Annotated in this window: 20 protein-coding genes; 10 read left to right on the plus strand and 10 right to left on the minus strand. The window is 60.7% G+C overall.

Going from position 1 to position 23,135, the window contains the following annotated elements; all coding sequences use genetic code 11:
• Positions 1-11 precede the first annotated feature (11 nt).
• Positions 12-404, plus strand: a complete 393-nt coding sequence (gene pcaC / locus CQ009_RS16630; protein ID WP_007917093.1) for a 4-carboxymuconolactone decarboxylase — start codon at positions 12-14, stop codon at positions 402-404.
• A 106-nt stretch (positions 405-510) separates the two neighbouring features.
• Here the strand turns inward: pcaC and CQ009_RS16635 are convergent, their stop codons facing one another.
• The 5 genes from CQ009_RS16635 to emhA form a co-directional block, all read right to left on the minus strand.
• The gene (locus tag CQ009_RS16635) at positions 511-1,314 is read right to left on the minus strand and encodes a methyltransferase domain-containing protein (protein ID WP_105707506.1); all 804 of its coding nucleotides are present in this window, start codon (positions 1,312-1,314) and stop codon (positions 511-513) included.
• A 292-nt stretch (positions 1,315-1,606) separates the two neighbouring features.
• The gene (locus CQ009_RS16640; RefSeq protein ID WP_105707508.1) at positions 1,607-2,866 is read right to left on the minus strand and encodes an OprD family porin; all 1,260 of its coding nucleotides are present in this window, start codon (positions 2,864-2,866) and stop codon (positions 1,607-1,609) included.
• A 378-nt stretch (positions 2,867-3,244) separates the two neighbouring features.
• Positions 3,245-4,705: an efflux RND transporter outer membrane subunit EmhC gene (gene emhC / locus CQ009_RS16645; protein WP_064393042.1), complete on the minus strand. Its 1,461-nt coding sequence runs from the start codon at positions 4,703-4,705 to the stop codon at positions 3,245-3,247.
• Positions 4,702-7,851 carry an efflux RND transporter permease subunit EmhB gene (emhB, locus tag CQ009_RS16650; RefSeq protein ID WP_064393041.1) on the minus strand — a complete coding sequence of 1,050 codons (3,150 nt, stop codon included), beginning with the start codon at positions 7,849-7,851 and terminating at the stop codon, positions 4,702-4,704. Before emhB ends, emhC begins: the two co-directional genes overlap by 4 nt.
• Positions 7,852-7,854: 3 nt before the next feature.
• Positions 7,855-9,012, minus strand: a complete 1,158-nt coding sequence (emhA, locus tag CQ009_RS16655) for an efflux RND transporter periplasmic adaptor subunit EmhA (RefSeq protein WP_064393040.1) — start codon at positions 9,010-9,012, stop codon at positions 7,855-7,857.
• Positions 9,013-9,278: 266 nt separating this feature from the next.
• Between emhA and emhR the strand changes: the two genes are divergently transcribed.
• On the plus strand, positions 9,279-9,911 hold the full coding sequence (emhR, locus tag CQ009_RS16660; RefSeq protein ID WP_064393039.1) for an efflux system transcriptional repressor EmhR: 633 nt from the start codon (positions 9,279-9,281) through the stop codon (positions 9,909-9,911).
• Positions 9,912-10,305: 394 nt separating this feature from the next.
• Here the strand turns inward: emhR and CQ009_RS16665 are convergent, their stop codons facing one another.
• From CQ009_RS16665 to CQ009_RS16675, 3 genes are read right to left on the minus strand one after another with little or no spacing between them, the layout of a single operon-like run.
• Entirely contained in the window at positions 10,306-11,355 is a 1,050-nt protein-coding gene (locus CQ009_RS16665) for an alkene reductase (protein ID WP_064393038.1), read from the minus strand.
• Positions 11,356-11,384: 29 nt separating this feature from the next.
• On the minus strand, positions 11,385-12,551 hold the full coding sequence (locus tag CQ009_RS16670) for an MFS transporter (protein WP_064119748.1): 1,167 nt from the start codon (positions 12,549-12,551) through the stop codon (positions 11,385-11,387).
• Positions 12,552-12,585: 34 nt separating this feature from the next.
• The gene (locus tag CQ009_RS16675) at positions 12,586-12,888 is read right to left on the minus strand and encodes a helix-turn-helix transcriptional regulator (RefSeq protein WP_007917068.1); all 303 of its coding nucleotides are present in this window, start codon (positions 12,886-12,888) and stop codon (positions 12,586-12,588) included.
• A gap of 169 nt (positions 12,889-13,057) precedes the next feature.
• On the opposite strand from CQ009_RS16675, the gene CQ009_RS16680 reads away from it, so the two are divergent.
• The gene (locus CQ009_RS16680; RefSeq protein ID WP_064393037.1) at positions 13,058-13,642 is read left to right on the plus strand and encodes an ACP phosphodiesterase; all 585 of its coding nucleotides are present in this window, start codon (positions 13,058-13,060) and stop codon (positions 13,640-13,642) included.
• Positions 13,643-13,745: 103 nt separating this feature from the next.
• On the opposite strand, the gene CQ009_RS16685 is transcribed toward CQ009_RS16680, so the two are convergent.
• Both CQ009_RS16685 and olsB read right to left on the minus strand, forming a co-directional pair.
• Positions 13,746-14,540, minus strand: coding sequence for a 1-acyl-sn-glycerol-3-phosphate acyltransferase (locus CQ009_RS16685; protein ID WP_105707510.1), 795 nt, complete (start codon positions 14,538-14,540; stop codon positions 13,746-13,748).
• On the minus strand, positions 14,540-15,295 hold the full coding sequence (gene olsB, locus CQ009_RS16690; protein WP_007916280.1) for an L-ornithine N(alpha)-acyltransferase: 756 nt from the start codon (positions 15,293-15,295) through the stop codon (positions 14,540-14,542). The genes CQ009_RS16685 and olsB overlap by 1 nt, the downstream gene beginning before the upstream one ends.
• A 153-nt stretch (positions 15,296-15,448) precedes the next feature.
• Between olsB and CQ009_RS16695 the strand changes: the two genes are divergently transcribed.
• The 7 genes from CQ009_RS16695 (at position 15,449) to CQ009_RS16725 (ending at position 22,987) form a co-directional block, all read left to right on the plus strand.
• Positions 15,449-16,327, plus strand: a complete 879-nt coding sequence (locus CQ009_RS16695) for an acyl-CoA dehydrogenase family protein (protein WP_105707512.1) — start codon at positions 15,449-15,451, stop codon at positions 16,325-16,327.
• Between the two features lie 167 nt (positions 16,328-16,494).
• Positions 16,495-17,568, plus strand: coding sequence for a serine hydrolase (locus tag CQ009_RS16700; RefSeq protein ID WP_105707514.1), 1,074 nt, complete (start codon positions 16,495-16,497; stop codon positions 17,566-17,568).
• Complete coding sequence (locus CQ009_RS16705; RefSeq protein ID WP_105707516.1) at positions 17,565-17,861, plus strand: amidase; 297 nt, start codon at positions 17,565-17,567, stop codon at positions 17,859-17,861. Before CQ009_RS16700 ends, CQ009_RS16705 begins: the two co-directional genes overlap by 4 nt.
• A 274-nt stretch (positions 17,862-18,135) precedes the next feature.
• The gene (locus CQ009_RS16710) at positions 18,136-19,311 is read left to right on the plus strand and encodes a M20 aminoacylase family protein (RefSeq protein ID WP_105707518.1); all 1,176 of its coding nucleotides are present in this window, start codon (positions 18,136-18,138) and stop codon (positions 19,309-19,311) included.
• Between the two features lie 81 nt (positions 19,312-19,392).
• Positions 19,393-20,703 carry a citrate-proton symporter gene (locus CQ009_RS16715; protein ID WP_064393031.1) on the plus strand — a complete coding sequence of 437 codons (1,311 nt, stop codon included), beginning with the start codon at positions 19,393-19,395 and terminating at the stop codon, positions 20,701-20,703.
• A complete protein-coding gene (locus tag CQ009_RS16720; RefSeq protein WP_105707520.1) occupies positions 20,700-22,157 on the plus strand; it encodes an amidase in 1,458 nt (485 codons plus the stop codon). The genes CQ009_RS16715 and CQ009_RS16720 overlap by 4 nt, the downstream gene beginning before the upstream one ends.
• 59 nt (positions 22,158-22,216) lie before the next feature.
• Positions 22,217-22,987 (plus strand): IclR family transcriptional regulator, encoded by a 771-nt coding sequence (locus CQ009_RS16725; RefSeq protein WP_064393029.1) that lies wholly within the window; start codon positions 22,217-22,219, stop codon positions 22,985-22,987.
• The last annotated feature ends 148 nt before the right edge of the window (positions 22,988-23,135 follow it).

The following is a 23,135-nucleotide window of genomic DNA, read 5'->3' on the forward strand; positions in this document are numbered from 1 at the left end:
AGGGGATTTTCGTGGACGAGAAACAACGTTACGACGAAGGCATGCAAGTGCGCCGCGCGGTGCTCGGTGATGCGCATGTCGATCGCAGCCTGACCACGCTGACCGAGTTCAACTCGGAGTTTCAGGAAATGATCACCCGGCATGCCTGGGGCGATATCTGGACGCGTCCGGGCTTGCCTCGGCACACGCGCAGCCTGATCACTATCGCGATGCTGATTGGCATGAACCGCGAAGGTGAGCTGAAACTGCACCTGCGTGCGGCGGCCAATAATGGTGTGAGCCGGGGCGAGATCAAGGAAGTGATCATGCAGAGTGCGATTTATTGCGGGATACCGGCGGCGAATGCGACGTTTCATTTGGCTGAATCGGTTTGGGATGAGCTAGGAGTCGAATCCCGGGAATAGTCGTTGGCCGGGCTGACGCCATCGCGAGCAGGCTCACTCCTACATTTGGAATGCGTTCCCCTTTAGGAGTGAGCCTGCTCGCGATAGCGATAGTGGCCGCGACAAATCAGACGGTGGCCACAATAAATATCCGCTTGAACGCAAACAACGTATGCCCATCGCTCTCCTGCGGATAATGCTTATGCACGCGCATCAGATAGTGATAGATAAACCGCGCCTGTTCCGCTGAATCCAGCGCCTGCATCACCGGCCGTAGCGCCGAAACCTTCACCCAGTCGTACACCGGTGATTTGCCGTCGACTACCTGCAATTGCTCGGTCTCCCAGATATCCAGCGACGAGGTCAGCGGCGCGAGCAAGCGGTAGTAATCTTCCAGCGCCAACAACGGCCGCGCCGCCATGCGCTGACGCAGCTCAGGGGTGCCCATCGGCGTGCCACCGGGGCCGCCGTTTTCGAGGGTGTCGAGCATCAGCCGATACCACAGCGCATCGCGCCAGTCCGGCATATGCGCCGCCAGACAACCGCCAGGATTCAGATAACCCAGCAGCTGCGGCAGCAACGTTTCATGGCCATCGATAAAGTGCAGCACGGCGGCGGCGAGCAGCAGGTCTGCCGGCTGCTCCGCTTGCCAATCGAGCAGATCGCAGTGTTTCCACGATGCCCTGATCGGCAGGCAGCGTGCTTCATCGAGCATCTGGGCCGAGCTGTCGATCCCCTGCAATTGTGCGCGCGGCCAGCGTTTGGCCAACAACTGCGTGGCAATGCCGGTGCCGCAGCCGAGATCGTAAATGCGTTGCGGGTTCGGCAGGTCCACACGGTCAAGCAGTTCATGGACCGGTCGTTGCCTGAGACGGGAAAACTGCTGGTACGCCTTGGCGTCCCAGTCGGGTGTTGCAAGACGAGAGATCATTGAGGTGGTCCTCCGGTGATCGTTGGTGTCTTCCGATGACAACCTGGCTCCCAGCTTGAGGACCGACTACGACGACGGAAGCGGAAAGGTGAAGCACCTGACTCCTTCAGGTTTTGTCACTTTACCTGCCGACCGGCAAAGTGCCACTTCTCCTGACCAATGGCGATAACTGCCTGTAGGAGATCAAATGTGGGAGCGAGCCTGCTCGCGAAAGCGGTGTGTCAGTCAACATCTCTGTTGAATGTTAAGCCTCTTCGCGAGCAGGCTCGCTCCCACAGGTGAATATCGGTGTTTAGAGGAGGCTGATCGGGTAGCTGACGATCAAGCGGTTCTCGTCGAACTCGTTGTTGCTGAAATCCCGGCGCATGGTCGAGTTGCGCCATCTGACGTTGAGATCCTTCAATGCGCCGCTCTGCACGGTGTAGCCCAGTTCCGATTCGCGGCCCCATTCCTTGCCGTCGGTGATCGTCCCGGTGTGCACATTGTCGCCGCTGATATAGCGGTTCATCAGGGTCAGGCCGGGGATGCCCAGTGCCACGAAGTTGTAGTCATGGCGCACTTGCCAGGAGCGTTCCTGCGCATTGTCATAACTGGCGTTGTAACTGTCGTTGGCCAGGGTGCCGCCGCTGGTGCCGTTGACGCGCATCCAGGCGCTGTCGCCGGTGAGCTTCTGCAGGCCGACATAGAAGGTGTTGCCGCCGTACTTCGCCGAGAACATGCCCGACCAGGTCTTGTTGTCGAGATCGCCGGCGCGGGCGCTACCATCGTCCTTGCCATAGAAGAAGCCGAGGTTAGCGCCGAGGGTCCAGTCGCCGAGTGGCTGGCTGTGGATCAGGTTGACGTATTGCTGGCTGTAGATGTCTTTGAGTTCAGCGTTCCACAAACCGATCTGCGTGCGTTTTTCGTTGAAAACATACTCACCGCCCTGAAAGTTGAATCGATCAGAGGTGAACGCCGCTTTGCCGGTCATCGACATGTCGCTCATGCTGCTGTCGTCGCGCGGGCTGTTGGCGCGAAACTGACCGCCGTAGAGGGTCAGGCCGTCGATTTCCTTCGAGGTGATCTGCCCGCCACGGAAGGTTTGCGGCAGCGAGCGACCATCGTCTGAACGCAGGATCGGCAGCACCGGCATCCACTCGCCGACTTTCACTTCGGTCTGGGAAAGCTTGGCTTTGAAGGCGACGTTGGTGCGGCCGAAGTTGTCCGCCGGACGGCCGTCGTGATCCAGCGGCAGCAACGCCGTGCCGCCGGTGCCTTTACCGCCATCGAGTTTCACCGAATACAGGCCGAGCACGTCCATGCCGAAACCGATGGTGCCTTGGGTGAAGCCGGACTTGGCGTCGAGGATGAAGCTCTGCGTCCACTCTTCTGCTTTGCCCTGAGCCTTGGTCGGGTTGGTGAAGTTGCGGTTGATGTAGAAGTTGCGCAGGTTGAGGTTGACCTTGGCGCCTTCGACGAAACCGGCTTCTTCAGCCGCAGCGGGAAGGGCTGCACCGGCCAGGGCCAGGGCGATCAGGCCAGGAAATGCATAAGGCGCAGGGGAGGTGGTCATGGGCTCGGGTCTCTCTTGTTTTTTTAAGGCGAACGGGTGCGCTGCGGTCGTTTTTTACGGTGCAGAAATGCGATGAATTCAGGGGGTGAAGCGGCGGCGATCAGCCGGATGGAGCAGGGCGCGGGAGCATGTGGCGAACCTGTTGTTATTGGTTTTGTGGCTCGAATGGTGCGGGGGGCGGATGTTCGGATTCAATTGGGTAAAGCGGGTTTTGGGCGATTATCGAACAGCATTGAAGATCAAAAGATCGCAGCCTTCGGCAGCTCCTACAGGGATATGCATTCCAAGTGTAGGAGCTGCCGAAGGCTGCGATCTTTTGAGTCTCAGGCAACAAAAAGCCCACCAATCGGTGGGCTCCTTGTATTCAGCCGATGATGATCAGAACAACTTCATCTTCGGCGCTTCTTCTTTCAGCGGTTCGTTCTGCGCGGTCTGCGCGTTCCAGCCACCACCCAGGGCCTTGTACAGGTTGACCGCACTGGTCAGCTGCGCGAGGCGGTCGGTGATCAGCGCTTGTTGCGCGCTGAACAGCTGACGCTGGGCATCGAGGAAGGTCAGGTTGCTGTCGACGCCGATGCGGTAGCGACGTTCGGCCAAACGGTAGTAATCCTGGTTGGCCTGAACGAAGTCACGCTGCGCTTGCAGCTGTTCGGTGTAGGTCTGGCGTGCGGCCAGGCCGTCGGCGACTTCCTGGAAGGCCGTCTGAATGGACTTCTCGTAGTTCGCCACGCCAATGTCCTTCTGGATCTTGGCGGCGTCGAGGCTGGCGCGCAGGCTGCCGGCGTTGAAGATCGGCAGGTTGATCTGCGGCTGGAACAGCCACGTCCCCGAACCACCCTTGAACAGGCCGGACAGGTCCGGGCTCAGGCTGCCCGCGTTGGCGGTCAGGCTGATGCTCGGGAAGAACGCCGCACGGGCCGCGCCGATGTTGGCATTGGCCGCTTTCAGGTTGTACTCGGCTTGCAGGATGTCCGGACGACGTTGCAGCAAGTCCGAAGGCAGACCCGGCGGTACATCGCTGAGCAGGTCATCCGACAGCGGTTTGGCCGCTTGCAGATTGGCCGGGATACCGGTGCCGAGCAGCAGCGTCAGGCTGTTTTCGTCCTGTGCGACCTGGCGGGTGTAACGCGCCAGTTGTGCCCGGGCGTTCTCGACCGAGGTGCGCGACTGCGCCAGATCCAGCGCCGAAGCCACACCGACTTCGTTGCTGCGGCTGGTCAGCTTGTAGCTTTCTTCGAAGGCACCGAGGGTGTCTTGCGTCAGCTTGAGCAGTTCCTTGTCCGCTTGCCAGGTCAGGTAAGCATTGGCGACGCTGGCGACCAGACTGATCTGGGTGCTGCGGCGCGCTTCTTCAGTGGCGAAGTATTGTTGCAAGGCCTGCTCGCTCAGGCTGCGCACCCGACCGAACAGGTCGAGTTCGTAGGCGCTGATGCCGACGGTGGCGGAATACGAACTGCTGATCATCGAGTCGCCCGTCGTCGACGCGCGAGCCGGCAGACGTTGACGGCTGCCGCTGGCATTGGCCGAAACGGCCGGGAACAGGTCGGCACGCTGGATGCGGTATTGAGCCGCGTAAGCATCGATGTTCAGCGCCGCGACACGCAGGTCACGGTTGTTTTCCAGTGAAACCTGGATCAGCTGTTGCAGCGCCGGGTCATGGAAAAACTGCTTCCAGCCCTGCTCGGCAGCGGCCTGCGCCGGAGCCTGGGCCGGCGAATACGCCGGCCCCTGTGGGTACTGACCTGCGACCGGAGCCTCAGGCTGCTGATAGTCAGGTATCAGCGAGCAACCGCTCAGCACGAAGGCGGCGACTGCGATGGAGAGTAGCGACTTGCTCATTGGCCAGCCTCTTTAGGAGTTTCAGTAGTCTCATCCTCGTCAGCGATCTTACGCTGGCCGATGGACGAAACCGTAACGAAGAACAGTGGGACCCAGAAGATCGCCAGGATCGTGGCCGTGAGCATACCGCCAATTACGCCCGTACCGATCGCATGTTGACTGCCTGAACCGGCGCCAGTGGAGATCGCCAGCGGTACAACACCGAGGACGAAGGCCAGCGAGGTCATGATGATCGGGCGCAGACGCATGCGGCAGGCTTCGATCGCCGCATCACGCAGGCTACGCCCTTGTTCATGCAATTCTTTGGCGAACTCGACGATCAGAATGGCGTTTTTAGCCGCCAGACCAATGGTCGTCAACAGGCCCACCTGGAAGTACACGTCGTTGGACAGACCGCGCAGGCTGGTGGCCAGCAGCGCACCGATGATCCCCAGCGGCACCACGAGCATAACCGCGATCGGAATCGACCAGCTCTCGTACAGCGCCGCCAGACACAGGAACACCATCAGCAGCGACAAGGCGTACAGCGCGGGCGCTTGCGAACCCGACAGACGTTCCTCATAGGACAGACCGGTCCAGGAGATACCGACACCCGCCGGCAGCTTCTTGGCAATCGCTTCGACTTCGGCCATCGCATCACCGGTGGAGTAACCCGGCGCCGGAGAACCGAGGATCTCCATTGCTTCTACACCGTTGTAACGCGCCAGCTTCGGCGAGCCGTAGATCCACTCGCCTTTGGCGAAGGCGGAGAACGGCACCATGGTCCCGGCGTTGTTGCGCACGTACCATTTCTTCAAGTCTTCAGGGCTCATGCGAGCACCGGCCTGACCTTGCACGTAGACCTTCTTCACACGACCGCGATCGATGAAGTCGTTGACGTAGCTACTACCGAAGGAGATCGACAGCGTGCTGTTGATGTCGGTGAGGCTCAAGCCAAGGGCCTGGGCTTTCTCGTCGTCGATTTCCAGGTGGTATTGCGGTTCATCGTTCAGGCCGTTCGGACGCACCTGATAGAGCACCTTGCTCTGCGCGGCGAGGCCAAGGAACTGGTTACGCGCTTCCATCAGTTTGTCGTGACCGATACCGGCGCGGTCTTGCAGGAACACGTCGAAACCGGTGGCGTTACCCAACTCCAGTACCGCAGGCGGGGCGAACGCGAACACCATGGCATCGCGGAAAGTGAAGAAGTGTTGCTGGGCACGTTGGGCCAGGGCAAACACGCTGTTGTCCGCGTTACGCTCGTCCCACGGCTTGAGCATGATGAACGCCAGGCCAGAGCTCTGACCGCGACCGGCGAAGTTGAAGCCGTTCACGGTGAACACCGAGGACACTGCGCCTGCTTCTTTATCCAGCAGGTAGCTGCGCATTTCGTCGATCACCACCTGAGTACGCTCGGCACTCGAACCGGCCGGGGTCTGCACCTGGGCGAACAGTACGCCTTGGTCTTCTTCCGGCAGGAACGCGGTTGGGATGCGGGTGAACAGCCAGATCATGCCGACCACGATCAGCAGATAAGCCAGCAGGTACGGCGCTTTGCGCGACAGCATGTTGCCGACACCGCGCTCGTAGCTCTGCACACCACGGTCGAAATTGCGGTTGAACCAGCCGAAGAAACCCTTCTTCGGCGTGCCATGCTCGCCTTTCGGAATCGCCTTGAGCATGGTCGCGCACAGCGCCGGGGTGAAGATCAGCGCGACCAGTACCGACAGGGCCATGGCCGACACGATGGTGATCGAGAACTGCTTGTAGATCACACCGGTGGAACCGCTGAAGAACGCCATCGGCAGCAATACCGCCGACAGCACCAGCGCGATACCGACCAGTGCGCCCTGGATCTGGCCCATGGATTTCTTGGTCGCTTCCTTCGGTGACAAGCCTTCTTCGCTCATCACCCGCTCGACGTTTTCCACCACAACGATGGCGTCGTCCACCAGCAAACCGATGGCCAGCACCATACCGAACATGGTCAGCGTGTTGATGCTGAAACCGAACGCCGCGAGGATGCCGAATGTACCGAGCAATACCACCGGCACGGTCATCGTAGTGATGACGGTGGCGCGGAAGTTCTGCAGGAACAGGAACATCACCAGGAACACCAGCACGATCGCTTCGACCAGGGTTTCAACCACACCTTTGATCGACTCGGTCACCACAGGAGTGGTGTCGTACGGGAATACCACTTCCATGCCTTCCGGGAAGAACGGCTTGAGGTCGTCAATCGTCTTGCGCAGCGCTTTCGCGGTGTCGAGGGCGTTGGCACCGTTGGCCAGTTTTACCGCCAGACCCGAGGCCGGACTGCCGTTGAACTGCGCAGAAATGCTCGAGTTTTCACCGCCCAGACCGACGTCAGCGACGTCGCCGACACGCACTTGCGAGCCGTCCTGGTTAACCTTCAGCAGAATCGCCTTGAACTGCTCGGCAGTCTGCAGACGGGTCTTGCCGATGATCGTCGCGTTCAGTTGCTGGCCCGGCAATGCCGGCAAGCCGCCGAGTTGACCGGAAGACACCTGGACGTTCTGTGCCGAGATCGCGGTGCTGACATCGCCCGGGGTCAAGTTGTACTTGTTCAACTTGGCCGGGTCGAGCCAGATGCGCATCGCGTACTGGGCACCGAAGACCTGGAAGTCACCGACACCGGCGGTCCGCGAGATCGGATCCTGCATGTTCGACACGATGTAGTTGGACAGGTCGTCCTTGGTCATGCTGCCGTCACGCGATACCACACCGATAACCAGGAGGAAGTTTTTCACTGCCTTGGTCACGCGGATACCTTGTTGCTGCACTTCCTGCGGCAACAGCGGGGTAGCGAGGTTCAGCTTGTTCTGAACCTGTACCTGCGCGGTGTCGGAGTTGGTGCCCTGCTCGAAGGTCGCGGTGATGGTCATGCTGCCGTCGGAGTTACTTTCCGAGGACACATAACGCAGGTTGTCGATACCGTTGAGCTGCTGCTCGATCACCTGGACCACGGTGTCCTGCACGGTTTGCGCCGAAGCGCCCGGGTAGGTCACGGAGATCGCAATGGCCGGCGGCGCAATGCTCGGGTACTGGTTGATCGGCAGTTTCAGGATCGAAAGTGCCCCGACCAACATGATCACCAGGGCAATTACCCAGGCGAAAATCGGACGGTCGATGAAGAATTTTGACATGAATTACTCCCCTTTGCCGCCGGCGGCTTTGTCAGCTGCCTGAGCGGGGGCCGGGTTCTTGTTGCCGACATTGGTGGCTTCGGACGGGTTGACCTGAACACCCGGGCGCACGTACTGCAGCCCTTCGGTGATCAAGCGATCGCCCGCTTTCAAGCCGTCTTCGATCAGCCACTGGCTGCCAACGGTGCGGCTGGCCTTGAGCTGACGCAGTTCGACCTTGTTGTCGGCGCCGACGACCAGTGCGGTCGGGGTGCCTTTGAGGTCACGGGTCACGCCTTGTTGCGGCGCCAGAATGGCGGCGGCGTTGACACCGGCCTGCAACTGGGCGCGGACGAACATGCCTGGCAGCAGGGTGTGATCCGGGTTCGGGAACACCGCGCGCAAGGTCACGGAACCGGTAGTCGGGTCGACCGTGACTTCGGAGAATTCCAGCTTACCGTCGAGCTTGTACTGGCTGCCGTCTTCCAGCGTCAGTTTGACCGCTGCGGCGGTATCGCCGGACTTCTGCAGGCGACCGCTTTCCAGCTCACGACGCAGTTCCAGCAATTCAACCGAGGACTGGGTGACGTCGACGTAGATCGGGTCCAGTTGCTGGATCGTTGCCATCGCGTCGGTCTGGCCATTGCTGACCAGTGCACCTTCGGTGACCGAAGAACGACCGATGCGGCCGGAGATCGGCGCGTACACCTTGGTGTAACGCACGTTGATCTGTGCGGTCTGCAACGACGCTTCCGATTCCATGCGGTTGGCCACTGCGGTGTCGTATTCCTGACGGCTCACGGCCTGCTCGTCGACCAGTTGCTTGTAGCGATCGGAGATCGACTTGGTCGAACGCAGGTTGGCTTCGGCGCTTTTCAGGGTCGCTTCATAGACCGACGGATCGATCTGGTACAGCTGCTGGCCGGCTTTGACATCGCCGCCTTCCTTGAACAGACGCTTGAGAATGATGCCGTTGACCTGCGGTCGAACTTCAGCGATGCGGAACGCACTGGTGCGGCCCGGGAGTTCGGAGGTGAGGGTAAACGCTTGTGGTTGCAGGGTGACGACGCCGACCTGAGGGGGCGGAGCGGCCGGTGCCGCTTCTTCCTTTTTACATCCGCTGAGCAGCGATGCCAGGGCGACGGCAGTGACCAGAGCGGTAACAGCTGGCTTGAATTGCATGAAGATCCTCGGGTCAGGCGCGCAAAGAGCGCACAAGAAGTGTGTAAGGGTAAAAAAAGGATACCGGGTGGATAAGTAGCTTGCTAAGTAATATACTTACGTTCATGGTTGTTTGTAAATACCTTTGCCGCGTACCCAGCCCGTTACAAAAGTCGTTGCAAGGTTTGAAATTGTAGGCCGGGGAGCCGATCCGCGAGAGATCGCCCCCTCTTTATTCAGCGGATATTCAGCCATCCCTGAAACATCCTGTTTGAGGTTTTACTGTCATGGTCCGTCGTACCAAAGAGGAAGCTCAAGAAACCCGTAGCCAGATTCTGGAAGCGGCGGAGAAAGCCTTTTATGAAAGGGGCGTCGCTCGTACGACGCTGGCCGATATCGCGACAATGGCCGGTGTCACCCGTGGTGCCATCTACTGGCATTTCAGCAATAAAGCGGACCTGGTCCAGGCGATGCTCGACAGCCTGCATGAGCCACTGGATGAATTGGCCAAGGCCAGCGAGAGCGAAGACGAACTGGACCCGCTGGGCTGCATGCGCAAATTGCTGATTCATTTGTTTCATCAAGTTGCGCTGGACCCGAAGACCCGCCGCATCAACGAAATTCTGTTTCATAAGTGCGAGTTCACCGATGAAATGTGCGATTTGCGCCAGCAGCGCCGGGTGGCCAGTCTCGACTGCAACGAGCGCATCGGGCTGACCCTGCGTAATGCGGTGAATCGCGGCCAGTTGCCGGAAGATCTCGACACTGCCCGCGCGGCCATCAGCATTCACGCTTACATCGATGGCCTGCTGTATGGATGGCTTCTGGCGCCGGACAGCTTTGAACTGCATGCCGAGGCTGAGCGTTGGGTCGATACAGGGTTGGATATGCTGCGCCTGAGCCCCAGCCTGCGCAAATGAAACAAAATGCGTAATTGGCACAGCTTATGTCAATTGGCCTGCCTTTACATACGTTTGCGGCGGGGAGTTTAAACGTAGCGAGCTAGGCATTTTGTAGGGAATTTGTGTCGTCTGTGTGAATGAGTGTGAGCCGCTTGCCCTCACCCTAGCCTTCTCCCAGAGGAAGAGGGGACTGACCGAGGTGTTCTTGCGAGTTACACCGACGTGGAATATCCAGTCGAACTCCGAATTTGAAAACTACGCAAATTGGCTCCCTCTCCGTCGGGAGAGGGCTGGGCGGGCGGCGTTCCGATGAGGGGCTACGTACTCAGCTGCGCAATCACTCTCCAGGCGAACACAAAAAAGCCCCCAACTCTCACAAGTCGGGGGCTTTTGCGTTTCTGTGTGTTGCCTATTACAGCGCCGGGTAGTCGATATAACCGACCGGCCCTTTACCGTAGAACAACTCCGGACGCGCATCATTCAAAGGCGCATCCGCCTTCAAGCGCGCCGGCAGATCCGGGTTGGCAATAAACGGCACACCAAACGCCACAGCGTCAGCCTTGCCACTGGCCAGCCATTCATTGGCGCTGTCTTTGGTGAACTTTTCGTTGGCAATGTACGGGCCACCGAACGCTTCTTTCAGTTGCGGGCCAAGGCTGTCGGCGCCTTCTTTCTCACGGGAGCAGATGAACGCGATGCCGCGTTTGCCCAGTTCACGTGCGACGTAAGTGAAGGTTTCCGCCAGGTTGTCGTCGCCCATGTCGTGGGAGTCAGCGCGCGGTGCCAGGTGCACACCGACACGGCCGGCGCCCCAGACTTCGATCGCAGCGTCAGTCACTTCCAGCAGCAGACGCGCACGGTTTTCCAGCGAGCCACCATAGTTGTCGGTGCGCTGGTTGGTGCTGCTTTGCAGGAACTGGTCGAGCAGGTAACCGTTGGCGCCGTGGATTTCCACGCCGTCGAAACCGGCGGCCTTGGCGTTCTCGGCACCGGTGCGGTAGGCGTCGACGATGTCGGCGATTTCAGCGGTTTCCAGTGCACGCGGAGTCGGGTAGTCGGCCAATGGGCGAACCAGGCTGACGTGACCTTTCGGCTGGATGGCGCTCGGTGCGACCGGTGCTTCACCGTTGAGGTACGAAGGGTGGGAAACCCGGCCGACGTGCCACAGTTGCAGGAAGATCTTGCCGCCCGCGCCGTGAATCGCTTTGGTCACGTTGGCCCAGCCGCGCACTTGGTCGTTGGACCAGATGCCCGGGGTGTCCGGGTAGCCAACGCCCATCGGCGTTACCGAAGTGGCTTCGCTGAGGATCAGGCCAGCGGACGCGCGCTGTACGTAGTATTCAGCCATCAGCGCGTTCGGTACGCGGCCTTCGTCGGCGCGGCAGCGGGTCAGCGGGGCCATGATGATGCGGTTGGCCAGCTCGACGTCGCCGAGTTTGATCGGATCAAAAATAGTTGCCATGTCTACAACCCTCGTAAGTGAAAAGTTAATCAGTGAGTAGCGGGGGCCAGATCGGCGTTGCCGTTCTGACGGAAAGTAATCAAAGTCACCAGCAGGGCGAGCACGGCCAGGGCGGCGGCTGCGAGCGGCACGCTGGTCAGGCCGTAGCCGTGGGCGATGACGCTGCCACCAACCCAGGCGCCGAGAGCATTGCCGACGTTGAAGGCGCCGATGTTCAGGGTCGACACCAGGTTGGGTGCAGCCTTGCCGAAGGTCACCACGTTGACTTGCAGCGCCGGCACGGCGGCAAAACACGCGGTGGCCCAAAGGAACAGGGTGATTTCGGTCGGGATCAGCGCGACGCTGGTCCAGGTCAGCACGGTGGAAACCACGGCCATCGCAATGAACACGCCGATCAGCGTGGCGGCCATGCCTTTGTCGGCGAGCTTGCCGCCGATGATGTTGCCGACGGTCAGGCCCAGGCCGATCAGCATCAGCGTCCAGGTCACGCCACGCGGCGACACGCCGGTGACTTCACCGAGCAGCGGGGCGACGTAGGTGAACAGAGTGAAGACGGATGCGGCGAACAGTGCGGTCATGCTCAGCGACAGCCAGATCCCCGCACCTTTAAGGGCGGCGAGTTCGGCGCGCATGTCGAGTTTTTCTTCATCACGCTTGGCCGGCAGGAAGCGGATCAGGCCGATCAGCGCAATCACACCAATGACGGTCACCGCCCAGAAGGTCGAGCGCCAGCCGTATTGCTGACCCAGCGCAGTGCCCAGCGGTACACCGAGGACGTTGGCCAAGGTCAGGCCGGTAAACATCAACGCCACCGCCGACGCACGCTTGTTGGCCGGCACCAGATTGGCCGCCACCACCGAACCGATACCGAAGAACGCACCGTGGCACAGCGCGGTGATCACGCGGGCAAACATCAGCACGTTGTAATCGCTGGCGATGGCGCAGAGCAGGTTGCCGACAATAAAAATGCCCATCAACGCCACCAGTGCTGCTTTACGCGGCAACTTGGCGGTGGCCATTGCCATGAACGGTGCACCGATTGCCACGCCGAGGGCGTAACCGGTCACCAGCCAGCCGGCGCCGGGGATCGACACACCGAGGTCGGCCGCCACATCGGGCAACAGGCCCATGATGACGAATTCGGTGGTGCCGATGGCGAAGGCGCTCAAGGCGAGGATGAGTAGCGAGAGGGGCATGCGTGTTTCCTTGTCGGCTGGCTGACGTTAAGGGTCAGAGCTCTTTACTGAGGGTGCTGAGGAACGCCTGGATCACGTCCTCGTTACGTTTGAAAAAATGCCACTGACCGGCCTTCTGGCTGCTGATCAGACCGGCGCGTTGCAACGTTGCGAGGTGCGCAGAAACAGTCGACTGCGACAGGCCGCAGCGTTGATCGATCTGTCCGGCGCAAATGCCGTACTCGTGGTTGTGCAACTGTTCCGGAAATTCGTTCTTCGGGTCTTTCAGCCAGTTGAGGATGTCTCGCCGTACTGGGTGCGCCAGGGCTTTTATTATTTCGTCGAGGTCGAGGTTCATGGCAGGTGCTCACAATGTGTACAACGCTATATCGCGATGTGGCGAAATATAAATCGTTAGATCGCGATACACCAATATGATTTTGATCTGACGTCAGCATAAATTGGTATATCGCGTTATAACGATACAGGGGTGTATGGCTTATGGGCCGCAGTGCTAAGCTGCGCCCATGAACTATCTCGCACATTTACACCTCGGTGGCCAGCGCCCGGGGCAACTGCTCGGCAGTCTGTATGGCGATTTCGTCAAAGGCCGGCTGCAAGGGCAGTTTGCGCCGGAGGTGGAAGCGGCGATTCAACTGCATCGCCGAATTGACGTATTTACCGATCGCCATCCGTTGGTGGACATCGCCTTGGGGCGGTTTACCGAGACGCGGCGGCGTTATGCCGGGATCGTGCTCGATGTGTTTTTCGATCATTGCCTGGCGCGGGACTGGAAGCTGTATGCCGAGCAGCCGCTGGAGGTTTTCACCGCTGACGTTTATCGGGTATTGACCCACGAACGGCAGTTGCCCGACCGCCTGGCGAAGATCGCCCCGCACATGGTGGCCAATGACTGGTTGGGTTCGTATCAGCAGTTTGAAGTGCTGGAGCAGGTGCTGCGCGGGATCTCGCGGCGGTTGAGCCGGCCCGAGGAACTGGCGGGGGCGATGCAGGAATTGCGGCGGTTGTATGAGCCGTTGAGTGAGGATTTCGCTTTGTTTTACCCACAACTTCAGGACTTCGCACAATCCCCCCAGACATCGCAGATCTAATGTGGGAGTGAGCCTGCTCGCGATAGCGGTACATCAGGCAACATCGATGTGACTGACCCACCGCTGTCGCGAGCAGGCTCACTCCTACAGGGGATTTGTGTTTTCAGGCGGCAATCAATTCGCCTGCACGACGCGGTTCGGCCGGTTTCGCCACCTCGCCAAACAACGCCTTCTGTACCGCCTGCTGCGCTTCAAACGCCAGCGCAGCACGCTCTCGCCCCTGACAGGCAATCGGCTTGAGCAGGTGCACTTCAACATCGCCGCAATCATTGCTGAACAGGCGCATCAGGTGCGACAGCAGATCGTCGTCACCAATGAACGGTGCCAGCCCATCGATTTCGCCATCGCGCAGATAACGGATCGCCACCGGTAGCAGCATCACCTCGGAATCAATCGCCGCCGCCAGCAAGCGACCATGAAAGGTACGCAGTGAGCGGCCATCGGTGGTGGTGCCTTCCGGGAACATCAGCAGCGGGTGAGCGGTTTGCAGGTGACGGGTCATCTGCTTGCGGATCAACTGGCTGTCGCCCGAACCGCGACGGATGAACAGGCTGCCGGCCTTCGCGGCCAGCCAACCAGCCACCGGCCAGGTGCGCACTTCAGCCTTGGACAGAAACGACAGCGGCGTGAGCATCCCCAGCAGTGGAATGTCGGTCCACGACACATGATTGCTGACCCACAGCATCGGCTGTTTCGGCAGTTCACCGTGAACCGTCACGCGAAAGGGCAGGGCATTGCTCAGGCGCGCCATGAAGAAGCGCGACCAGCGCTGGCGCCGCTCCATCGAATGCGCCAGACCGATGCGTTCAAACACGCCGAAGACGCTGGCCATGGTCAAACCCAGCGACACCACCAGCAGCACCCGCGCGATCCGCGCGTACACCCGCAACCGGCTCATCACACGGCCGCCTTGAAGTGCTTGGCGTAGCGCGGGCAGAGTTCGTCGCGCTTGAGCAGGATGAACACGTCGGCGACCTGAAAGTCTTCGTCCCAGCACGGCTCCCCGCAAATCTTCGCGCCCAGACGCATGTAAGCCTTGAGCAGCGGCGGCATTTCGGCGATCACGTTCGACGGAATATCCAGCGTCGGCAGCGGATTTTTCGGCTCGGCACGCAGGTGCTCGGTGCACAGATAGCGTTCGCGCAAACGCTGCATGATCGCGTGGGCCTGAATGCCGCCGTCCTGCATCGGGATGCTCGCGCAACCCATCAAATAACTGTAGCCGCCCTGATTCAACACTTCGGCCAACTCGCCCCACAGCACCGCGATGGTGCCACCGTTGCGGTACGCCGGGTCGACGCAGGTGCGGCCGATTTCGAGGATCGGGCCTTGCAGATGCGCGAGGCCGTGCAGGCTGAATTCTTCTTCGCTGTAGAACTTGCCGAGGCTGCTGGCGGCGGTGTGATCGAGCAGACGCGTGGTCGCCACCAGACGGCCGGTGTTCAAATCACGCACGCCGATGTGGCTGCAGTGAACATCATAATCATCCATGTCCAGACCCAGTTCCGCGCCTTTCAGTTTGGCGTTGAACTCGCCGCTGAAGACGTTGAATCGCAGGGCCTGGGCTTGCTGCAAGGCCTCGGCGCCGATCAGGCGTTCGGCTTGCAGGCGGCGTTCATTGCCGGTGTCGCTGATGCGGGCGATCTGAGTCATGTGAATCTCCGTACGGGCCTTTAACCCGTCGTGGGTTGCAGCCGATCGACTTTCTTTATGCAGCCGTGTTGTGCAAAGTCAGGCTATGTAGCCCCGGTGTCATCGCCATGAACGTTCGGTGATGCTTATATGACAGCCCACAAGGAGCCTCCTATGCCCTGGCCAGATCTGCTGCACAGCCGTGAACGATTGCCCGCCGTCGCTGACCTCGCCGAGGGTTTTGCGACGTTGTTGCAGCAGTTGGGCAACGTCACGCCGTTCGAATTGGCGGTCGCCGGCGGGCGGCGGATGGCGACGCCGGGGCTGGCGTTTCTGGTCGGTTATCAGGCGGCATTGCGCATGCTCTGGCCGAGCGCGCCGCTGAGCCTCGGTGCGTTGTGTGCGACCGAGCAGCGCAGTCTGCGTCCGGCAGACATGCACACGCGCCTCACCGATTTACGCTTGAGTGGGCGCAAGGATTTCGTCACTGCCGGCGATGCGGCGGACTGGCTGCTGATTGCTGCGCGCAGCGAAGAACCCGGTGAAACGCCGCGCCTGAGTCTGGCGGTGGTGTACCCCGGCGAACCCGGCGTGACCGTGGAAAAACTGCCGGCGCTGCCGTTGATGCCGGACATCAGTCATGGCCGCTTGCTGCTTGATGGCGCGTTGTGCGAGTTGTTGGCGGGGGATGGTTGGGATGCTTACGTCAAACCGTTTCGCACGCTGGAAGATGTCTATGTGCTGAGCGCGATGACCGCGTGGCTGTATGGCGTCGGACAGGACAGCGACTGGCCGCAAGCGCTGCAATTGCGTTTGCTGGCGCTGTTGGCCGGGTGCGCTGAGGCGAGTCGGCAACCGCCGAACAATCCGGCTGGGCATGTGTTGTTGGCTGGGTTGTTTGTGCAGTTTGATTCGCTCAAGGCTGAGGTTGATCAGGCGTTGGCTGACGGGCCGGCAGAATGGGCGCAGATGTGGCAACGGGATCGGGGGGTGATGCAGTTGGCGGCGGGGGTTAGGGCCAAGCGGTTGGCCAAGGCTTTGGCGGTGAATTGACTGGCCTCTTCGCGAGCAGGCTCGCTCCCACAGGGGACCGCGTTTCTTCAATTGAAATGCGCTCAAAATGTGGGAGCGAGCCTGCTCGCGATAGCAATCTAAATAACACCGCATGCTTGTCATAAACCCAGACTAGTCTCAGCAGGTTCATTCCCAGAGCCCTCCCCATGTGCAAAGGCCTGTCGCTGTTCCTGCTGCTGATCAGCTTCACCGTCCACGCCGAACAATGGCCGGGTAACGATTGGCCAACCGGCCCGAAGGTCACTGATACAGAGTCACTGGAAAATTACGCCTTCCCGCCCCGCGACGATGGAACCCGCAAAGGCATCCGCACCGATGCCCTGCTGATCATCCACGACGGCCAGATTATCTATGAACGCTACGCCGGCCCAACCAACGCGCAAACCCCGCACCTGACCTGGTCGATCAGCAAAAGCCTGATGGCCACCGTGCTCGGTGTGGCGTACGGCGAAGGCCTGTTCAAACTCGAAGACCCGGCCGCAAAGTTTTACCCGCCACTGGCAAAACACCCGGATATAAAATTCGCCGATTTGCTCCACTGGGCTTCGGGCATCGACTGGCAGGAAGACTACGAATACGCGCCGCTGAAATCCTCGGTAGTGGCGATGCTCTACACCCGTGGTCATCGCGACATGGCCGCGTTCACTGCCGAACAAGACAGCTACGCTGCGCCGGGGCAGGCCTTCCGTTACTCCAGCGGCGACAGCAATCTGCTCGCCGCCGCATTGAAAAACATCGTCGGCCCGCTGCGTTATCCCGACTATCCGTGGACAGCGCTGTTTGAGCCTTTGGGCATCCGCCACGCCGTGTGGGAAACCGATGCGATGGGCACTTTTGTCGCTTCGTCTTACGCCTATCTCACCGCACGGGATCTGGCGCGAGTCGGGCTGTTGATGGCCCGCGACGGGCGTTGGGATACCCAGCAGTTGCTACCCAAGGATTGGCTCGCATTCAACCTGCAACCGTTCGCCGGTTACAAGGCCCATCAGGACGAAGCCGTGCCCGGCGGACAGTGGTGGCTCAATCGTGCACCGGATGGCACGGACTCTCCGTGGCCCGATGCACCGCCCGACACCTTCGCTGCTCTCGGTCACTGGGGCCAGGCGCTGTACGTGATCCCCAGCGAGAAACTGGTGATCGTGCGTTACGCCGATGATCGCGAAGGCAGCTACCGCCACAACGAATTGCTCAAACGTGTGCTGAAGGCGGTGCGGCCATGAAGCGCTTTTTGCTGTTACTGCTGGTTTTGCTGCTCGGCTGGGTCGTCTATGAACGCGAAAACCTGTGGGCCTTCCCGGACATCATCAGTGCCTACACCGCCAAGGAATATTGTTCGTGCCGCTACGTGATGAACAACAACGCCGAATACTGCCGTGGCTACGTGAAACAGTGGCTGCCGACCAGCGACTTCAGCGATGACAGCGCCAGTAAAACCATCACCGTCAGCGGCATGGGCCGCAGCCACCGCGCCCAGTGGCAAAGCGAACGCCGGGGCTGCCGCCTCAATCCCTGACCACACCCAATCGTCCCTGTAGGAGTGAGCCTGCTCGCGATGGCGGTGTGTCAGTCAACATAATTGTTATCTGAGACACCGCCATCGCGAGCAGGCTCACTCCTACAAGGGGATATGTTGATCCTGGAAGCGGGGTTCCACTCTGTGGAACCACATTCGATTGTCCTTGCGCGCGTCTCGCGGTTATCTGGCGGTGAGCACGACCTGCCTTTCAACGTGTCGTGAATTCATTGCAAACAACAAGACCGGGAACACCCGCGCGAGGAGAACCGTCATGCCCCGACATCAGCATATTCTGGCCTGGCTCAACGATGTGGCCCGCGACCTGCACGCCACCCGCCAGGACATCCACGCCCACCCCGAACTGGGTTTTGAAGAAAACCGTACCTCGGCGCTGGTCGCCCGATCCCTCGAAAGCTGGGGCTACGAAGTCCACACCGGCATCGGCAGAACCGGCGTCGTCGGTGTGCTGCGCAATGGCAGCAGTTCGCGCAAACTCGGCTTGCGCGCCGACATGGATGCCTTGCCGATCATTGAAAACACCGGCGCCGCCTACAGCAGTAAACATCAGGGCTGCATGCATGCCTGCGGTCACGACGGGCATACCGCGATGCTGCTCGGTGCCGCGCGTTATCTGGCGGCGACACGGCAGTTCGACGGCACCCTCACGCTGATTTTCCAACCGGCGGAAGAAGGTCAGGGCGGCGCCGAAGCGATGCTCGCCGACGGTCTGCTCGAACGCTTTCCGTGCGATGCATTGTTCGGTATGCACAACATGCCGGGCCTGCCTGCCGGGCACTTGGGTTTTCGCGAAGGGCCGATGATGGCTTCGCAGGACTTGCTCAACGTGGTCATCGAAGGCGTCGGCGGTCACGGCTCGATGCCGCACCTGACGGTCGATCCGCTGGTCGCCGCCGCCAGTGTGGTGATGGCATTGCAAACGGTGGTCGCGCGCAACATCGATGCGCAGCAGGCGGCGGTGGTCACCGTCGGCGCGCTGCAAGCGGGGGAGGCGGCCAACGTTATCCCGCAACAGGCAATCCTGCGCCTGAGCCTGCGCGCGCTGAATGCCGATGTGCGCGAGCAGACCCTCAATCGCGTGCGCAACATCATCGAAACCCAGGCGCAAAGCTTCGGCTGTACCTCGACAATCGAACACCGCCCGGCCTATCCGGTGCTGGTCAACCACGCCGCCGAAACCGAGTTCGCCCGCCAGGTCGGCGTCGAGCTGGTGGGCGCGGATGCCGTCGACGGCAACACTCCCAAACTGATGGGCAGCGAAGACTTCGCCTGGATGCTTCAGCGTTGCCCCGGCGCCTACCTGTTCATCGGCAACGGCGTGTCGCGGCCGATGGTGCACAACCCGGCTTACGACTTTAACGACGACATCCTGCTGACGGGCGCAGCGTATTGGGGCGCGTTGACCGAGAGCTGGCTCAAGCCGGCCTGACTTCTTCACTTTTTGCTGCCGCTGAACCCCGGGCCCACGTGCGCCCGGGTGATCACCCAACAGCTTTATGGAGAATCCGCCATGCAGGTTTCGAGCACAGGTGTTTCGCGTACCCGGCAAGTGGTCGCTGCGGTTATCGGCAACGCGCTGGAATGGTATGACTTCATCGTTTACGGCTTTCTGGCGAGCATCATCGCTCGGCAGTTCTTTCCCTCCGAAGATGGCTACGCCTCGCTGTTGATGGCGCTGGCGACCTTCGGCGTCGGTTTCTTCATGCGCCCGGTCGGCGGCATCCTGCTCGGCATGTATTCCGACCGCAAAGGCCGCAAAGCGGCGATGCAGCTGATCATCCGCCTGATGACCGTGTCGATCGCCCTGATCGCGTTTGCGCCAAGCTACGCCGCCATCGGCATGGGCGCGCCGCTGCTGATCGTCGTTGCGCGCATGCTGCAAGGTTTCGCCACCGGCGGCGAATACGCCAGCGCCACGGCGTTTCTGGTGGAGAGCGCGCCGGCTCATCGCAAAGGTTTGTACGGTTCGTGGCAACTGGTCGGGCAATGCCTCGCGGTGTTTGCCGGCGCGGCCATGGTGGCGCTGGTTACCCATGTGTTTTCACCCGAGGCGCTGGACACCTGGGGCTGGCGTATTCCATTCGTGATCGGTCTGTTGATCGGCCCGGTCGGCTTGTGGATTCGCAAGCACATGGAAGAACCGGAAGAGTTTCTTCAAGCACGTAAAAAAGCCAAAGGCGCAGCGCCGGGCCTGTGGCAAGTGATCCGCGAGCACCGCCGCAGCCTGCTGGTGTCGATGGGTTTGGCCAGCGGCGCGACGGTGTCGTTTTACGTGGTGCTGGTGAACATGCCGACCTTCGCCCACACCAACCTCGGCTTGCCGTTGGATCAGGTGCTGCTGGTGCAGATGCTCGCGGTGGCGTTGATGACGGTGGTGATTCCGTTCTCCGGCGCACTGTCGGATCGTGTTGGCCGTCGGCCGGTGTTGATGGCGTTCACGTTAGCGTTTTTCGTGATGATTTATCCGCTGTATGTGTGGGTCGCGGCGGCCCCGTCGATCGAGCGCTTGCTGGTGATGCAACTGCTGCTGTGCAGTGCAATTGGCGGTTTCTTCGGCCCGGCGCCGACGGCACTCGCCGAGCAGTTTCCGATTGAAGTGCGCTCCACCGGCGTGTCTGTCGCCTACAACGTGGCGGTGATGGTGTTCGGCGGCTTCGCACCGCTGATCGTCACCTGGCTGAGCAAGGTCTTGAACACGCCGGTGGCGCCGTCCTTCTATGTGTTGTTCGCTTGCCTGCTGACCTTGCTCGGTACTTACTGTCTGCAAGAGGCGCCGCGCGCGAAGAAATCCGTTGCGCTGAATGTGGGAGTGAAACCGTGAAACCTTTAGCGATTGATCCGATTGTCGCCCTCGACGCCGATGCGCTGTCCCGGGCAATCCATGCGCGCCAGGTGTCGTGCCGTGAGGTGATGCAGGCCTATGTGACGCATATCGAACGCTTCAACCCGCAGGTCAATGCGCTGGTCTCGCTGCGTCCGGCCGAGGACGTTTTACGTGAGGCCGATGAGTGCGACCGGCAACTCGATCGCGGCCAGTCCAAAGGCTGGATGCACGGCATGCCGCAGGCGATCAAGGACTTGGCGGCCACTGACGGACTGCGCACTACTATGGGTTCGCCGTTGTTCGCCGAGCAGGTGCCGCAGCACGATGCGATCAGCGTGGCGCGCGTACGTGCCTGCGGCGCGATCATCATCGGCAAGAGCAATGTGCCGGAGTTCGGCCTCGGTTCGCAGACCTACAACCGCGTGTTCGGCACCACTACCAATGCCTACGATGCAAGCCGGATTGCCGGTGGCAGCAGCGGCGGCGCCGCGGTGGCGCTGGCCTTGCGTCTGCTGCCGGTGGCCGATGGCAGCGACATGATGGGCTCGTTGCGCAACCCGGCGGCGTTCAACAACGTCTTCGGTTTTCGCCCGTCGCAAGGCCGTGTGCCACACGGACCGACGCCGGAAGTGTTCGTTCAGCAACTGGCCACCGAAGGGCCTATGGGCCGCAGCGTCACCGATGTCGCACGATTGCTGTCGACGCAGGCCGGCTACGATCCCCGCGTGCCACTGTCGCTGAAAGATGAGCCGCGCAATTTTGCTGAAGGCCTGCCACAGGATTTCAGCGACGTACGCATTGGCTGGCTCGGCGACTACAACGGCTATCTGCCGATGGACGACGGGGTGTTGAGTCTGTGCGAATCGGCGCTGGCGGATTTCACTGCGTTGGGTTGTCAGGTCGAGGCGTGCCAGCCGGATTTCTCCATGGCGCGTTTATGGCAAACCTGGCTGACCCACCGGCATTTTCTGGTGCAGGGCAGCCTTGGCGCGGCGTATGCCGATCCGCGCAAACGCGAAATGCTCAAACCTGAGGCACAGTGGGAAATCGAGGGCGGTTTACGCCTGAGCGCTGCCGATGTCTACAAAGCCTCGGTCGATCGCAGTGAGTGGTATCGCGCCCTGAGCGAATTGTTCCAGCGTTACGATTTCCTGCTGTTGCCGACCGCGCAAGTGTTCCCTTTTGATGCACAACAGCCATGGCCGCGCGTGGTCGGCGGGCAGACCATGGACACCTATCACCGCTGGATGGAAGTGGTCATCGGCCCGACGTTGGCGGGGTTGCCGAGCATCAGCGTGCCAGTCGGTTTCAACCCGGCGGGGCTGCCGATGGGCCTGCAAATCATCGGCCCGGCGCAGGCTGACCGGGCGGTGCTGCAACTGGCGTATGCCCACGAACAACTGACCCGTTGGGTCGAACGCTGCCCGCCGCCATGCCTGCAATCAGCCTGAGCGGCCCGCATCTTGCTGCAAAAAGTGCTCATCCATCTGCGCGCAGGGAGATCGAACACATGGGCAGCAAAGCGGATACCGGCAGCGTGCGTTCGGTGGAACGGGCGCTGGCCATTGTCGAATTGCTCGGCGAGCATCAGGCGCTGGGGCTGGAGGAATTGCACTACCTCACCAGCCTGCCCAAAGCCACGGTGTCGCGGATGCTGGCGACGTTGCAGGAACAGGGCTGGATCTATCGCGGCCTCAGTGACCGCCGTTACCGCTTGTGTGCCAAGCGCCTGTTTGGCGATCGTCAGCAGCGCTTCAAGCGACATTTGGTGGAGAGCGCGGCGCCGATGTTGCTGGAGTTGTGCGAGCGCACCGGGCTGGTCGCGGATCTGTCGTGCTTCGATGGCGAGCGGGTTGAGGTGATGGAGAGCGCGATTCCGCAGGTGTTGCGCAAGCGTTATCCGAACAACTGCCAGATCGTCGGGCATCACGCCAGTCTGTTTCATTCGGCGATGGGGCGGGCGTGTCTTGGCGAGTTGGAAAGTGATGAGGTCGAGCGGCTCGCCGAGCGTGAGCAGTTGAGCGATGAGGGTTTGTTTCGTGTGACCGAGCAGGCCTTGCATCAAGGCTTTGGTCAGCGTACCGAAGGCTATTGGGAATACCCGGTGCGTTTGCCGTTTCTGATTCGCGCGGTGGCGCTACCGATCCGTGCGCAAGGCAAATTGGTGGGCAGTATGGCGCTGCACTGGCCGATGGATCAGGCGCCGGTGGAGCGAGTGTTGAGCCTGCATTTGAATAGCCTGGCGGCGACGATTGGCGATGTGCAGCAGGTATTGGCCTGACAGCCAAAAGATCGCAGCCTGCGGCAGCTCCTACATCAAGCACTGCTCCCCTGTGAGAACGGCGGTGTGACGATTCGACAGAAGGCATATCTATTGGCTGGCGGTACGTTTCCCCGTGCGAGCCCGCCCCCACATTAGAAATGTATTC

It is taken from the genome of Pseudomonas sp. MYb2 (assembly GCF_002979955.1).
GTDB lineage: Bacteria > Pseudomonadota > Gammaproteobacteria > Pseudomonadales > Pseudomonadaceae > Aquipseudomonas.